Origin of the sequence: Aquimarina latercula DSM 2041 (assembly GCF_000430645.1) — a bacterium.
In the GTDB taxonomy this organism is placed as follows: domain Bacteria; phylum Bacteroidota; class Bacteroidia; order Flavobacteriales; family Flavobacteriaceae; genus Aquimarina; species Aquimarina latercula.
The window spans coordinates 97,336-111,704 of the sequence record NZ_AUMK01000015.1; the positions used below are offsets into that span (position 1 = coordinate 97,336).

Sequence of the window (14,369 nt, forward strand, 5' to 3'; positions counted from 1 at the left end):
ATAAACGAATTTATGAGAAACTTAGTTTTTGTTTTAACGTTATTTTTAACAGTTACTGCAAATTTTGCACAAAGATCGTACCATGAAGATGCGATGCGATACTTTTCTTTAAACGGAACAGAACAACAATATGATCAAGCGATTGATCAAATGTTTACATTATTAAAACAGCAATATAGCTCCCAGAATGTTCCTGATAGTATTTGGAATGAACTAATGGGTGATAAAACAGAGCCATTAAGAAATATTAAATCATTATTAGTATCTGCATATCGCAGTAATTTTTCTCATGAAGATATAAAAGAGCTTATTGTTTTTTACGAATCAGAAACAGGACAACAGATGGTAAAAGATAGAACACAGCTTAGCGATAGTCAAAAAGTGGCATTGTCGGATTTTTTTAGTTCCGAAGTTGGTCAAAAAGTTCAGAATCAAGGTGATTCATTAAGAACAATGGTTGCTGAGGTTAGTGAGTTATGGAGTAGAGATTTATATACCGAGACTATTAAGAAATTAAAGACTAAAGGATATCAGATGCCATAGTTAATTTAGCCAAAAAATCATTATTTTCTCCTTCTAGTAAAAGTTCGCAAATAAATCCATTAGCATTTGCAGCATTTTGTAAGGTATTGTAATCGACATATAACCAATCGAACCAATCAGATTCTAAATTTTTATATTTTAGTTTGTACTGCATTTCTCCGTAATATGCTGCAGAAGCATCTACCCAAAAACTTCCGTCATCTTCTGCAAATAAATAAGAGATATCAGAAGAATCAATAAGTATTTGACCATTTGGTTTTAATAAATTTTTAATGTGTAAAAAAAAACGATCAATACTTCCTAATTTCCCTATGATTCCACTTCCATTCATTAAAAACAAAAGGGTATCATATTGTGTTTTTTTCAAATCAAAAATATCCTGAACATTAGCATTTATGATTCCTCTTTTTTTACAAATCTCTATGGCTCCTTCAGAAATATCAATTGCGTGTACTTTTAGTTTTTTCTCTTCTGATAAAAATAAGCTATGACTTCCTGCACCACAACCTACATCGAGGACTTCTCCAAAAGCAAGTTCTAATGCTTTTTGTTCGATTTTAGGCATTTCAGAATAATTTCTAAATAAATAAGAAACAGGTATGATATCATCATCAAAATCTGGAGCTTGGACTACAATATCTTCTTGATGTTTTTTATTGTAAAAATCTTTAATAGCTTCTCCAAAAATATCTTTGTTCATCATTATAGTTCTCAATTCGAAATTCGTGATTCATAATTCGTAATTTTGCGCTATGCAAGAATTCATAGATCAATTACCGAAACTGGCCAAAGATACACAGAACGAGAATAAAAAGTATTTTGCAAAGCTAAAAAAGAAACCACCAAAGAATTTGGATAGGTTTATGCAAGATTTACATACTAAAGAGTTTCAGAAAACCGATTGTCTAGAGTGCGCTAATTGTTGTAAAACTACAGGACCTTTATTTACAGATATTGATGTAGATCGAATCGCTAAGCATTTAAAAATGAAATCATATGATTTTGAAGAACAGTATCTAAAAAAGGATGAAGACGGTGATTTTGTTCTTAAGGAAGTGCCTTGTGCTTTTTTGGCTTCTGATAATTATTGCTTGATTTATGATGTAAGACCGAAAGCTTGTAAAGAGTTTCCACATACAGATCGAAAAAAGTTTCATCAAATTTCTGATTTAACTATGCAAAATATTACTGTTTGCCCGGCAGCGTATAATATTGTAGAAAAGATGAAAGAAGTTATGCCTTTAGAGCATAAAAGTAATAGACGTGCATAATTATCTATAAAATTGCCAAATGCCATTTTTGCGTCCTATTATATTTCTGTATGTGATACGATCCCATTTACTATTTTGATTTGTACGAATTAATGGAGATCCATCAGTTCTTCGAAGATCATATAATCTACCATTACCCACTGGAATTGCCGTAAATGATAAGGTGTCAATATCATCAAATTGCCAGATGTTCTTTTTAGAATTCTCTAAAAGACTTTTTCTTAGCTCTTTATTTCTAATTGATAGTGTTATTTCTGGATCAATGGCTGACATATCATAATATATTGGATTCAATGCAGTAATAATTTCATCCAAATTTTCTAAATCTTTTAGATTATTATAGAATGATTTTGCAAAAGCAATGGCTTCCTTATGACTTTTAGGATCAGATATGACATCAGCATTTAACCAGGACCAATGTGGTTTCTTTCCTGATAACGTTATTTCTTTATGGACTGGAGAATCATCATTTTTGGTTTTGATCAATAGCAAAGTTTCTCCTCCTACACCGTCTATCCAATCTCCTTCAGTATACCTAACTAGTCGTACTGCAATATTCCCTTTATTTGACGAGGGATAAACAGATAGTTTGTTTTTTCCAGTTACTATATTCAATTCAACCTGGATGTGTTTCATTTCAGAATCTCCTTTAGGAGAAAGATATCCAATAGGAATGTCATTTAGACGTATTTCTGCACCAGTACCTTCTCCAGTACCTTCTATGTAGAGAATTTTATTTTGATATTTTTCAGCTGTTATACTAGTTGATTTTATAGGAGTATTAGTATTATCTAATGGGTAGGTGTTAAATCCATAAATAATTATACTAGCAAGTATGAAGAAAATAAATTTATAGGTTTTAAGTTTCAATTTCATTACTTAGTAATATTTTAATTTTTTATTTCTGTAAACTCTTCTTGATCGATTGTATCTTCAGGAAATATTGGAGCAGGTTCATAATGTCCGCTGATAGTAGAAAGTATTTCTCCAGTCTCCTTATCTATTTCTTCTGAAGAAAAACTTCCACCTAGATAAGGATCTCTAGAAGAAAAATCTACTTTATAATGTTTTTCTTCTTCATAAATAATCGTTGGAGAATATGGCGTTCCTTTATGAAAAATATCAGAATTCTTTCCGTTTGGATTTAGTATAAGATTAATTACTCTAAGATGTTCTGCCGTTGGATTATAAAATGCAGTATTTTGACTTCCATTACTTTCAGAGCTTTTAGATACATTTTTTGAAGGCAATTCGACAATAATACTCGAGTAATAGCTGGTGTTTTTGGGCAGATATAGTACGTTATACCCAAATTCTACAAGTATTCTCTGATCACTTGCTTTTACCGTAATAAAATGAAAATCATCTTTTTTAATTTTTGGCACCTCTGATTCATTTATTTCTTTTAGTGCAGATTCAATAATATGTTCTCTTCCTAATTTAACTAATCGCTCGACTTCTTTATTTGGTTTGGCATTTTGAGAATATGTCACTTGAATAGATAGTAGAATTAATAAAAGAACTGATTTCATTTTTTGAGTTTGTTGTATTGATCGTTTAGAAAATTCCTAATGTTAATTATAAGGATTAGAAATATACTGCTAATTCATAAAACAAATGACCTGATTTTATCAAGTATAAACTATATCTAATGTCAAGAAACCCTCTTGATTATTATCAGGCCATTGTTCTCTATAAATCAATACTACTAGAAATCTATATCATCTCCTGCACCCGCAGTAGCAAACTCGGAGTTGTATTTTTCCATTAATTCTCCCATTTTTAAGGCCATACGGGTATCAGTAGCCATTTTTGTACTCCATTGTGCTCCAACTGAACTCCAATCGGTTACACTAAGCCCATATTCACCAAGTATAGAAGCTGCATCTTTTCCTTGTGACGCTCCCATATTTTGATGGCACATTATCTTTATATAAAGCTCAAAATCTTCGGTAACTTTATCAAGAGCGCTTCCACCATTTGAAGTATTTGCTTCTGTAGTTTCATTTGTTGCTGTCGATGCGAACTTACCGATATCAGAATTTAAAAAAGCATCTCCATATACTTTTGAGATGGCAAATGTAGTATCTTGAGACATTCTAGCAGTCCATTCTGCAGAAACTTCATCCCAAATAGGTTTTTCGGTTCCTACTACTTTTAGCATTTCTTCTAGATTCATACCTCCCGCGATTTTTGCATTTGCAGCGGCCCAAGTTTCCATATCGATCCCTTTAATTGGATCAAGTAAGCCTCCTTCTGTGGCAGCCTCTATATGAGCATCCATTTGCGCATCAAGTTTTGCCTTTTGTTCTTTTAAAAAGTCGTCTGCAGCGTCAAAAGCTTTTCCTTCTGCTTTTTCTATTTTTATAAGAGTAGATGCTACGTGATCTTCTAACGAAAAGTGCTGATTATTTTTGAATCCATATTGCTTCGCTACAGTTTCGAAGTTCTCACTATTATTAATTTCATCTAATATATTTCTTGCGCTATCAGAATCTGTATTTAAAGCCTCTGGAAAACCTAATGTTTGTAGACATGCATTAAGTTTTCTTTCTTGTCCATTCGCAAACTGATTGAGATCTACCCATCCACCAGTAGTTCCATCGTTTTTCTTGTCATAACATAACCAAGGTTCTATATGTCCAATAAGATCAGGATTGATATCTGGCCAGTTAAAATCTGCAGCTTCCTGAGAAGTATAATCATAATCAATCTCTGATGAAGATTGTTTGTTTTTTATTCCTAAGGCGATCGCTTTTTGACCTTGTTCTGTTTTATCGTGATCCGTGAATTTGTGTATGTTACTCATTTTATTAAATTTTTGTGATTGGTTTTTATTAAAATTGAGACAGGATTTCCTGTTTTTTTTGCTTGTATTCTTGTTCGTCAATAAATCCAGCGTCAAACATCTTTTTTAGTTTTTCAAGTTTTTCCATTGGATCGTTTGGATTTGGTTGTGCAGGAGTAGTATTTTGTTGCTGTTGTGAAGATTGTTGATGATGATTCTGACTGTTCATCATATTTCCCATCATTTGTCCCATTCCTAGTCCAGCTCCCATTTGCATACCTAAATTTCCACCACCTTCGTTCTTTGCCATGTTTTTAAGAGCCTCTAGCTGTTGATAATCTTGATAACTTACACCAAGTTCTTTCATTGCTTGTGCTTCGGCACTCATGTCCGAAATTCTACCGATTCTAGTTTTTGTTTCTTGATCAAAACTGGTTCCCTCAATTCTAAAATCAAGTAGTTCGAATCCTAATGCGTTAAAAATTTCTTTACTAGTTGTTTTGGAAAATTCTGCAATCTCGTTGCGATGTTTATCAATATCAATATAGCTAAAAGATGCTTTGGCAAGAAAATCACTAATTGGTTGTGTAATCCTTGATAAAATTACTTTTTGTATGGATCTCACCGGATAGTAGTCATCACCTGCGATTACATTGGTAAAGAAATCAACAGCTTTGGTTATTCTAAAGGAAAAATTTCCAAATGCACCTAAACCTACAGGAAAATTATAAACAGGATCTTTATAGGTTATAGGAGAAGGTGTACCCCAACGTATGTTTTGCATTTCTGCTTTTCGATAAAAAAAGATACCTACTTTATGTGCAGATTCAAACTTATACATAAGGTTTTTTATGGTAGTCCAAAATGGGATATTACCTGTCTTAAGATCATAAAGCCCCTCTTCTTCAAAAAAGCCTTCAACTTTACCTTCGTATACAAAAAGACATCCCTGTCCTGGTCCGACAATAAGTTTTGAAGCATTTTTAATCTCATCTCCACTTTGTGTCCACTTTTCAAAAAGTATATCAGATTTTGGATTATTCCATTCAATAACTGAGCGCAGTTGATTGCTAAAAGAGTTTGACATGTTTTTTGTTTTTGAATTATATATAATCGATTAGAAATGACATTTTTGACGTGAGATCTTTTTCGTACCTATCTTGATAATCAGGAATGATTTCTATTCTTTTTTTTAGAAAGGTTTCGATGTATTTTCGATATTGAGTGATTAATTCGTCCTTACTAATTATATCTCGATCGCTTAGGTAGTTTTGAAACTTAAGATCTTCGTAAGTTAGGTGATGTTTAAGCGCTGCTGCTTGTCCTAATGCATCAACAGCAAAATGTTCTATGTTTCTTGCTTTGGTTCCTGGTTCGAAGGTGTTTACAGTTTGACAATAATCACAGGTGCTATAATAAGATCTGAAAAAATTACTTTTTACAGGAAGTTTTGCCTGACATTGAGTACACGAAAAATCTTCTGATAATGTTTCTTTTACAGATGACAATAGTTTTTTTGAAGCTTTTTCAAAAATTCGTACTTCATATGATTTTAGCTCTTGATTTAAATCGTGCTGTAACTTAAATCCTTTATTTCGTTCATTGATAAATTTAGTTGAACCATATTCTAAATCTGAATCTAAAAATGTTTGTTCTACTTTATCAAACCAGGTATCATCTATTTTTGATATCAAATCAGATGCCTGCGAGTATATTCCTTGCCAAGCATTTTGAAATGTGATAGTTTCAAAATCTGTAGCTTCAAATAGTAATGGTAATGCTTCTTCTGTTTTACTAAGTACTTCGTGAAATCTATCTTTTATTTTTAAAAGAAAAGTATCCCATCTGTTTTGCGTAGAAATAAAAGACATTATCTGAATTTGTTAGGTTTTAATAGAATTGATTTCCGCAGAAATCGCAATATTTGAGATCGGTGTCACTTGGTCTTGCAGCACCACAGCTTATGCATTTTTTTGTTTCTAAGCCAGCATTCGTTTCTTCATATTTTTTTGTGGAAGAAATAGCATTCCCTAAGATGTCATCTAGAATATTTTTTTTCTTTTTTTCATCTTTATTGTTGTCTTCTTCCATATAGGTAAGCGATTAAATTCAGGATGTTATCCCTACATGGTTGTTATAAATCCATGTAGGAATAACAGCTCCTTATATCATCTAATAGCAATATGTTATTTGCTTAATCCGGCTTTTAAATCTTTAATAGTTTTGGCCATTACTACACCTGGTAGTTTTACCGGTGCAGCAACTTCTGCTAAGAAAGTACCTTTTACTTCTCCAGTTTTGTAAGTAGTGAAACCGATACGGTATAAACCAACAGTTAATGCTTTTAAAGGATCATTAACATCGCTTTTATATCTCAATAGGGAGTTGTAAGAGCTACCACTTGGTTGCTTTGGCATTTCACCGCTATCATCATTTCTTTCTAAAATTGTCCAGTTGGCACCATCTACAGCATCTTGACTGATATTGGCTGTGCTAATGATATCGGATCTTTCTAATGTAATGTATGTGTCAAAATAATCTCCGGATTTTGCATTTTTAGTATATGCTTCGGATTTGATTGCTTTTTTTACTTTAGCTTTACCTACAGGAGACATCATTCTTACTCCAAGTTCTGGAGCAACTGCAGGAACCCATACATAAATATAATAGAACTTTTTTCCATCTTTTACTTCATCCTCATTTCCTGGAGCAGCATATCCAAGATATGATACAACATCTGTATAAGGTACTTTAATTGTTTTTGGACCTATTTTTTTCTCAATAGAGCTTCCGAATTTTTTTAACTTTTGAGCTTGTAAAGTGGTTGTAGTTCCAAGAACAATAAGGCTTAATAGAAATAAAACTTTTGTTTTCATAATGTAGTAATTTGTGTAATTTAAATTTGTTTAATTAGTAAATAATGGTAACACTGTTATTAGTGTAATTAGTAATAAAAAGATGATTATACCTGTAAAATGATACCACGGAATTTTGATTCGATTTTTTTCAAAATGTTCGAAGCTATTAATTAGTTTTTCGTTGTCGAATTCTTGTTTTTCAAAAGCACCTTTGCAGTGACTACACACAGAGTATACTTTTTTCCACAGTGGAAAGAACGGAATCCAGAATACGTGAAAGTACTTTCTATATCCTTGAATCCACATTTGATTTTCTGTTTTGCAAAAAGGACAACAACCTCCATCAAGCTTTGCAGGATGAATTGTAGAAGAACTTGTTCCGAAGATTATCATGGTACGAGTATAAGTTTGATATTTATTTTTATGAATTTTGGTTGTTCAGAATTGAGGAGAGAATGATATCTCTAAACACGATGTTCTCTCCCCATTCTTCAACTAACTAACATTTTATGTAAAGAAAAGGAATGATGCTACGATCATCCATCCACCAACGATCAATCCAAATACTCCTAGTTTACCTTGTTTAGGAGCTAGTTTTGCTCTCAATTCGTTTGCTTTTTCCTTTGCTGCTTCATTTTTGGATAAGAAAAATTTATTGATAAGTCCGAAACCTAACATAAATCCAAGTACTGCAGAGATGATATTACCGGCTAATAAAGTCACCCACCAGATAGGATAGGTAGTAAGCCATCCTAGATTTAAGATTGCTGAAATAATTCCCCAAACACCCCAGAAACAGAATACTAGACCAATCCATCCTTGATAAGGCTCTATTTTTTCTAAAAGTTCTTTTGCGTTTGGTTTTTTTGAAAGCAATAGTGATGGTACTGCTAAAATACTTAATAAAATTAATGAGATTCCCCAGATCATGTCTTTATGGTTTTATAGGGTTAGTAATTAGTTTAATGCTGTACGTTTTGATATTTTGTTTATCAATAACTACAGTACAAAGATGTGATTTATATAAGCTGTTAGAAACACAGTTTCTGGTGAAAATGAGTACCCTGAAAACAGGGATGTATTACTTTTTTAAGTCTGAAAATAGGAGAGAAGTGTGTGCCGTTTTGGGTACACACCTAGTGTCACCAACAATAGGATGGGCGTAATAATGGGGAAGAAATATTTAAATAAATAGAGATTGGTATGAGAGTAACTTAACTTTTTGTCTTAAGAATTTTAATGCTCTACGTAATTCATTTTTATAGCATACTTTGTAAGACCTGCTAGGTTTCTTACATTAAGTTTAGCAATTAAGTTCTTTCGATAACTTTCTATAGTATGTTTACTTAAGAATAATTTATCCGCGATTTCCTGAGTGGTGAATTCTTGAGCAATTAATGTAATAACATCTATTTCTCTTTGAGTAAGTTTTATTTCTTCATCTTTCTTTTTGGAAAACTTATTTTCCATATAAATATCCTTTATCTCACGAGAAAAATATTTTTCTCCACTCAATATAGTCTGTATTGCTTTTAGAAGTTCTTCTTTTTCAGCGTTTTTAGGAACATAACCATCCACATCATGTTCGATTAGGTTATCAATCATATCTGGATTGTTATGCATACTTACGACAAGTGTTTTTATAGTAGAACTTCGTTCTTTTACGATCTTGTTTAGAGCAATACCGTCCATTTCTGGCATAGTAATATCAGTGATGATTAAATCTATTTTTTCATCAGGGTTGATTTCTAGGTATTTAGCAATATGCTTGCCGTTTTTAGCTGTTAAAAGAATATTATAATCGTTTTCAGAATTTAAGATGCTTAATAATCCATCTAAAAACATTTTATGATCATCAGCTATAATTAGGTTGTACTTCATCTGTGGTTGTTGTTAAGCTGGTTATTGCTATATTAATAATTGTCCCTCTTTTTATTCTAGAATCGATATCTATCGTTCCATCAATTTTATCTAATCTACTCCTTATATTTCTGAATCCAATACCCTCGGTATTTTTATTTACATCAAATCCTACTCCATCATCTTCAAAAAGAATATTCAATTCATTATCTAATAAATTAATTTGAAGCGCAATAGAGGATGCTTTTGCGTGTTTAATACTATTAGTGACTAATTCTTGTATGATCTTAAAAGTTTCGACTTGTAACGTTTCTTCTAGGAGATCAACTCTTCTTCTTGGGTACACACTAAATCCAGTTTTTAGCTTACTTGCCCCTCCAATATTACTAAAATATTCTTCTAGTACATCAGAAAAATTGTTTTTACTAAACTTTTTAGGAATTAAGTTATGAGAAAGATCACGGACTAATTCATACGTGTCATCAATTTGAGTATTGACAGCTTTTAATGTGCTTTGGTTTTTTTGATCAGAGTTGTTCAATTGAAGTTTAATAGCAGCAAGATTTCCACCGATACTATCATGTAATTCTTGAGCGATACGTTTTCTTTCTTTGTCTTGCCCTTCTACGGAAGCTTTGATTACTTTTAATTCTTGATCCTTTAATAAGGATGAAATTTTTGTTTCGTTTATTTCTTTCTGTTTTTGATTAAGCTCACTTTGTACTTTAATTTTTTGATAGTAAGTCACTAATAACCCAATTACTGGTACGAGTAATATTAAAAAAGAATATAGTATGATATTTTTAAAAACTTTTTGTTTTGCAGTTTCGTCTTGTTGGATTTTTAATTGCGCATCCTTAAGTTCTTGGTTTTTCTTTAGAATAATATTATCCTTTAATGCTTTTTCGGTAGTGTTTTGAAAAGTTAACAGTTTGTTTTCATTTTCTTTTCTAAGAATTTCATATTCTTTATTTTCTATCTCTTGTACAAGTTTAAGGTTACTTATAGCTTCTTGTTGATTCGCTAATTCCAATTGTTTATTGGTGTTTTCAATTTGCAGAAACCTTATTTCTTTTTCTTTTTGTAATGTTTTATATTTTACTTCTAGTTCGTTAATCTCTTTATCTTTATCAAGTGTTCGGGCAGAATCAGAGATTTGATCATAATGTTCGTAATAGCTTAATGCTTTTTTATAATCATTTTTAGAAACTGCAATTTCTTTTAAGCGGAAATAGATTTTTTCTTGTTCATTTAAGAAACCTATTTTTGTTGCGATATCTAACGCAGAAAGCGTAATGTCTTCTGCTTCTTGGTATCTTTTTAATTCATTTAAAAGTCGCCCTTTTTCTACACTACCAATAATCTGCATTCGTTCAAAATTATTGGCTTTAGCAATTTCTAAGGCCTTATCGAAAGAAACCAATGATTTATCTAAAGCTCCAATTTTTTTATAGGTAATACCCATATTTATAGAAATTGTCCCGATACAGCTTGTTCTATTAGCTGTTATACAAATTTCTCTGGCTTTTTCGAAATATTCAATAGCTTTGTCAAATTCTTCTTTATAGCCATATATGTTGGCAATATTTACAATGGAACCAAATACCATTTCTGGATTTTTCTTATACTCTTGGCATTTTTCTAAGATCTCTAGAGCGAGATCATACTCACTCGTGGCGATATAGACATTAGCTAAACCAAAAGAATTTACATAATAAATACGTTCATCATTATGTTGTTGTGAAATATTAATTCCTTTAAAATACCATTTTTTGGATTTTTCGTTCAGGCCAATAAAACTATTAGCTTGGCCTAGAGTGAAATATGCAAGACCATAAATATTATTTTTAAGAGTGTCATTTTTGAAATTATTTAGTTCAAGTATTTTTTGTCCATAGTATTTTACCGAATCAATCTGGGATATACTTCTAAAATAAGAACTTATAATTAAGCTCAAGTCAGCTTTAAATCGATCACTCTTAACAGCTTTTTTATGTAGTTGTTCTTTAGCAATAAGATAACTTTCTTTTCTTCTATCTGGTATATTAGATATAGTTTTTAGTTCATTTATAATTTCCCTTTCACCTTTATAAGAATAAGGAAATGTTTTTTTAACGTCAATTTGCCCTTGAATATTTAAAGAAAACAGTAGCGTGACTATGGCAATACTGTTTTTTAGATAAGATAATATATTGTAATTGACGAACTTCATTTTTGCTTTAATTATTCTGGGGAGAATATTTTTCTATTTCGTTATGATAAATAACTTTTAAAGTTAAAATTATATTGAAATATCTATTTTACAATGTTTTATAATTTGTTATAGTCAAAGATATTAATTTCAAAAATCATCAATATCCCTGAAAACAGGGAACTTTAGATCTCTATTTTAGGGTTATTTATACAGAAGATATTGAGATCTTATTTTTTTAAATTTTTCTAGATCTTTTATCCACGTCTTTTTTATTTCCCGAGCAGTATATCCTTGTTCTATTTGTTGTTGTAGCTTTTTTGTTCCTGCATGTATAGTGAATGATTTATTGTTGAAAAAACCTTCTTTGTTTTTAGAATTATTATATGCGTTAAGGAGCCATTGTATATTAATACTGCCAAGTCTTTTGATTTTTCTAAGATCTTTTCCATAACAGACTTCTCCTTTGTGTTTAGGGTATTTAGCACCGAAATTAGGTTGTGGAGTGTAAGCAAAATCGTATTGATCAATTGGGAAATCTGGGGATCCAAAAATCTGAAATTGCATTTCCGTACCTCGACCAGCATTAATAGTAGTACCTTCGAAAAAACCTAAACTGGGATATAGGTTTATCGATCTATCATTTGGTAGATTAGGTGAGGGTCGTATTGCTAAACTATAATAAGTTTGATGTGTGTAATTTTTAACAGGGATAATCTGGATTTCGCATTTTAGGTCATTTCCTAACCAACCTTCTCCATTTACCATTTTTGCGTATTCTCCGATTGTCATCCCATGAACTAATGGAATTGGATGCACCCCAACAAAACTGCTATGTTCTATTTCTAAAGTTGGTCCATCTATATAATGCCCATTGGGATTCGGTCTATCCAAAATTAATAAAGGAATATTATTTTCTGCACAGGCTTGCATTACATAATGAAGTGTAGAAATATAGGTGTAAAATCTAGCACCTACATCCTGAATGTCAAAAACAACCACATCAATATCAGAAAGCGAGGCAGCAGAAGGTTTTTTGCTTTTACCATGTAATGATACGATCGGTAATCCCGTTTTTATATCTTTTTCGTCAGCAACGAGCTCTCCGGCATCTGCTTTTCCTCTAAAACCATGTTCAGGAGCAAATACCTTTTTTATGTCAATGTTTTTGGATAATAAAGAATCTACAAGATGTGTATATTGACCTAAAGTGTTTGTAGCAACTTTTTCAGTTTGTAATAATGGACTGATATTAGGAAATTTGAAAATTACAGAAGTTTGATTCCCTACGATTGCAATTTTTTTATTTTGCAGTAATGGTAAGTATAATTCAGTTTGATTTGCTCCAACTATAACAGGTTCTAAAACATTTAGCGAGTCTTGTTGTTGGTTTTCTGAAATAACACTTTTCTTATTTATTTCAGACTTTTCTTGATCAGAAGTGGTCTGTGATGATGTTTTTGTTCCGCTTCCGCAAGAAATAAGCAGTGTAAAAAAGAATAAAAACGTATTTTTGAATGCATTTCTTATAAAAACCATAAGTAACTTTGAATTTCGAATATTTTATTGCCAAACGCCTTATCAAAGGTAAGGAACATAAAAGTAGCATATCATCAGCAATCATAAAAATTGCCATTTTAGCTATAGCCATTGGTATGGTTATGATGTTGATAACTGTAGCTACTGGTATAGGGTTACAACGTAAAATTAGAGAAAAAGTTGCTGCATTTAATGGTCATGTTATTATTACCAGTTTTGATAATAATAACAGCTTAGAATCTATGATCCCTATTAAAAAAGATCAGCATTTCTATCCTAATTTTACAGACGTTTCTGGAATTAAACATGTTCAAGGATTTGCTACTAAGGGCGGACTTATTAGAACAGAGAATGACTTTGAAGGAATTGTAGTTAAGGGAGTTGGAGAAGATTATAATTGGTCATATTTTGAAGAATATTTGATAGAGGGTACTTTACCGGATTTTACAGATCCTAGAAATAATCAAATATTAATATCCGCATATACTGCCTCTAGGTTAGGATTGGGGATTGGGGATAATGCAAATACTGTTTTTTTGAAGAAAAACTCTAGTTCTAACATCCCGGCCAATATTAGAGCTTTTAAGATTGTTGGTATTTATGATTCTGGTTTTCTAGAGTTTGATGAGAAATTTATTTTTGCAGATATCCGGCATATTCAGAAAATGAATAAATGGAAAGAGAATCAAGTCGGAGGTTTTGAGGTGTTTATTGATGACTTTGATGATATTGACAAAAAAGGGAGACAGATTTATGAAAATATTCCTTCGGACCTAGAAGCCGTAACGATTACTTTAAAATATGGTAGTATTTTCGAATGGTTAAAACTCTTTGATCTTAATATCATCGGTATAATTAGTATAATTATATTAGTTGCTGGAATTAATATGATTACGGCATTACTGGTTCTTATTTTAGAAAGAACGCCTATGATTGGTATCTTAAAATCGTTAGGAACAAATGACTGGAGTATTCGAAAAGTATTTTTATATAACGCGGGATATTTAATATTGATAGGATTGCTTTGGGGTAATCTCATAGGTGTAGGATTGTTGTTTCTACAGAAATATTATGGTATAATTGGATTGAATCCTGCTACATATTATGTGAGTACAGCTCCTATTTATATAGATATTGGTTATATAATTTTACTTAATTTGGGGACCATGGTTTTATGCCTTATCATGCTTCTTATTCCATCATATGTGATTGCTAAAATATCGCCTTCTAAGGCTATTCGATTCCAGTAGCATGAATTAGTACATCTTCCTCTAACTTAATGGCTTTGTATTTGTATCTTTGCACCGCATAAAAAACAA

Annotated in this window: 16 protein-coding genes; 3 read left to right on the forward strand and 13 right to left on the reverse strand. The window is 31.5% G+C overall.

Features of this window, described 5'->3' with window-relative positions:
• Window positions 1-12: 12 nt before the first annotated feature.
• Window positions 13-543, forward strand: a complete 531-nt coding sequence (locus H526_RS29250) for a DUF2059 domain-containing protein (RefSeq protein WP_051336178.1) — start codon at window positions 13-15, stop codon at window positions 541-543.
• On the opposite strand, the gene H526_RS0115010 is transcribed toward H526_RS29250, so the two are convergent.
• Window positions 521-1,246 (reverse strand): class I SAM-dependent methyltransferase, encoded by a 726-nt coding sequence (locus H526_RS0115010; protein WP_371813704.1) that lies wholly within the window; start codon window positions 1,244-1,246, stop codon window positions 521-523. The two genes, H526_RS29250 and H526_RS0115010, sit on opposite strands and share 23 nt — an antisense overlap.
• A 49-nt stretch (window positions 1,247-1,295) precedes the next feature.
• On the opposite strand from H526_RS0115010, the gene H526_RS0115015 reads away from it, so the two are divergent.
• On the forward strand, window positions 1,296-1,814 hold the full coding sequence (locus H526_RS0115015) for a YkgJ family cysteine cluster protein (protein ID WP_027393769.1): 519 nt from the start codon (window positions 1,296-1,298) through the stop codon (window positions 1,812-1,814).
• Here H526_RS0115015 and H526_RS0115020 read toward each other — a convergent pair whose 3' ends face one another.
• The 12 genes from H526_RS0115020 to H526_RS0115075 form a co-directional block, all read right to left on the reverse strand.
• On the reverse strand, window positions 1,815-2,690 hold the full coding sequence (locus H526_RS0115020) for a hypothetical protein (protein ID WP_027393770.1): 876 nt from the start codon (window positions 2,688-2,690) through the stop codon (window positions 1,815-1,817).
• Window positions 2,691-2,704: 14 nt separating this feature from the next.
• Window positions 2,705-3,346 (reverse strand): hypothetical protein, encoded by a 642-nt coding sequence (locus H526_RS0115025; RefSeq protein WP_027393771.1) that lies wholly within the window; start codon window positions 3,344-3,346, stop codon window positions 2,705-2,707.
• A 176-nt stretch (window positions 3,347-3,522) separates the two neighbouring features.
• Complete coding sequence (locus tag H526_RS0115030) at window positions 3,523-4,623, reverse strand: DUF6620 family protein (RefSeq protein ID WP_027393772.1); 1,101 nt, start codon at window positions 4,621-4,623, stop codon at window positions 3,523-3,525.
• A gap of 28 nt (window positions 4,624-4,651) precedes the next feature.
• Complete coding sequence (locus tag H526_RS0115035; RefSeq protein ID WP_027393773.1) at window positions 4,652-5,689, reverse strand: SPFH domain-containing protein; 1,038 nt, start codon at window positions 5,687-5,689, stop codon at window positions 4,652-4,654.
• A 16-nt stretch (window positions 5,690-5,705) separates the two neighbouring features.
• Window positions 5,706-6,473 (reverse strand): hypothetical protein, encoded by a 768-nt coding sequence (locus tag H526_RS0115040; protein ID WP_027393774.1) that lies wholly within the window; start codon window positions 6,471-6,473, stop codon window positions 5,706-5,708.
• A 19-nt stretch (window positions 6,474-6,492) separates the two neighbouring features.
• Window positions 6,493-6,693: a hypothetical protein gene (locus H526_RS0115045; protein ID WP_027393775.1), complete on the reverse strand. Its 201-nt coding sequence runs from the start codon at window positions 6,691-6,693 to the stop codon at window positions 6,493-6,495.
• A gap of 95 nt (window positions 6,694-6,788) precedes the next feature.
• On the reverse strand, window positions 6,789-7,478 hold the full coding sequence (locus H526_RS0115050) for a Lipl32 family lipoprotein (RefSeq protein WP_027393776.1): 690 nt from the start codon (window positions 7,476-7,478) through the stop codon (window positions 6,789-6,791).
• Window positions 7,479-7,508: 30 nt separating this feature from the next.
• Complete coding sequence (locus H526_RS29255) at window positions 7,509-7,853, reverse strand: zinc-ribbon domain-containing protein (RefSeq protein ID WP_035085696.1); 345 nt, start codon at window positions 7,851-7,853, stop codon at window positions 7,509-7,511.
• 114 nt (window positions 7,854-7,967) lie between these two features.
• A complete protein-coding gene (locus H526_RS0115060) occupies window positions 7,968-8,390 on the reverse strand; it encodes a hypothetical protein (protein ID WP_027393777.1) in 423 nt (140 codons plus the stop codon).
• Window positions 8,391-8,696: 306 nt separating this feature from the next.
• On the reverse strand, window positions 8,697-9,341 hold the full coding sequence (locus H526_RS0115065; RefSeq protein WP_027393778.1) for a response regulator transcription factor: 645 nt from the start codon (window positions 9,339-9,341) through the stop codon (window positions 8,697-8,699).
• A complete protein-coding gene (locus tag H526_RS29260; RefSeq protein WP_051336179.1) occupies window positions 9,316-11,532 on the reverse strand; it encodes a tetratricopeptide repeat-containing sensor histidine kinase in 2,217 nt (738 codons plus the stop codon). Before H526_RS29260 ends, H526_RS0115065 begins: the two co-directional genes overlap by 26 nt.
• A 183-nt stretch (window positions 11,533-11,715) precedes the next feature.
• Window positions 11,716-13,050: an exo-beta-N-acetylmuramidase NamZ family protein gene (locus tag H526_RS0115075; RefSeq protein ID WP_027393779.1), complete on the reverse strand. Its 1,335-nt coding sequence runs from the start codon at window positions 13,048-13,050 to the stop codon at window positions 11,716-11,718.
• Between the two features lie 8 nt (window positions 13,051-13,058).
• Here H526_RS0115075 and H526_RS0115080 point away from each other — a divergent pair, with 8 nt between their 5' ends.
• Window positions 13,059-14,300 (forward strand): ABC transporter permease, encoded by a 1,242-nt coding sequence (locus H526_RS0115080; protein WP_027393780.1) that lies wholly within the window; start codon window positions 13,059-13,061, stop codon window positions 14,298-14,300.
• Window positions 14,301-14,369 lie beyond the last annotated feature (69 nt).

Bases quoted from the DNA above. Each gene is read 5' to 3' on its own strand.
- H526_RS29250 (WP_051336178.1), top strand. From the start codon at position 13: ATGAGAAACTTAGTTTTTGTTTTAACGTTATTTTTAACAGTTACTGCA.
- H526_RS0115010 (WP_371813704.1), bottom strand. From the start codon at position 1,246: ATGATGAACAAAGATATTTTTGGAGAAGCTATTAAAGATTTTTACAAT.
- H526_RS0115015 (WP_027393769.1), top strand. From the start codon at position 1,296: ATGCAAGAATTCATAGATCAATTACCGAAACTGGCCAAAGATACACAG.
- H526_RS0115020 (WP_027393770.1), bottom strand. From the start codon at position 2,690: ATGAAATTGAAACTTAAAACCTATAAATTTATTTTCTTCATACTTGCT.
- H526_RS0115025 (WP_027393771.1), bottom strand. From the start codon at position 3,346: ATGAAATCAGTTCTTTTATTAATTCTACTATCTATTCAAGTGACATAT.
- H526_RS0115030 (WP_027393772.1), bottom strand. From the start codon at position 4,623: ATGAGTAACATACACAAATTCACGGATCACGATAAAACAGAACAAGGT.
- H526_RS0115035 (WP_027393773.1), bottom strand. From the start codon at position 5,689: ATGTCAAACTCTTTTAGCAATCAACTGCGCTCAGTTATTGAATGGAAT.
- H526_RS0115040 (WP_027393774.1), bottom strand. From the start codon at position 6,473: ATGTCTTTTATTTCTACGCAAAACAGATGGGATACTTTTCTTTTAAAA.
- H526_RS0115045 (WP_027393775.1), bottom strand. From the start codon at position 6,693: ATGGAAGAAGACAACAATAAAGATGAAAAAAAGAAAAAAAATATTCTA.
- H526_RS0115050 (WP_027393776.1), bottom strand. From the start codon at position 7,478: ATGAAAACAAAAGTTTTATTTCTATTAAGCCTTATTGTTCTTGGAACT.
- H526_RS29255 (WP_035085696.1), bottom strand. From the start codon at position 7,853: ATGATAATCTTCGGAACAAGTTCTTCTACAATTCATCCTGCAAAGCTT.
- H526_RS0115060 (WP_027393777.1), bottom strand. From the start codon at position 8,390: ATGATCTGGGGAATCTCATTAATTTTATTAAGTATTTTAGCAGTACCA.
- H526_RS0115065 (WP_027393778.1), bottom strand. From the start codon at position 9,341: ATGAAGTACAACCTAATTATAGCTGATGATCATAAAATGTTTTTAGAT.
- H526_RS29260 (WP_051336179.1), bottom strand. From the start codon at position 11,532: ATGAAGTTCGTCAATTACAATATATTATCTTATCTAAAAAACAGTATT.
- H526_RS0115075 (WP_027393779.1), bottom strand. From the start codon at position 13,050: ATGGTTTTTATAAGAAATGCATTCAAAAATACGTTTTTATTCTTTTTT.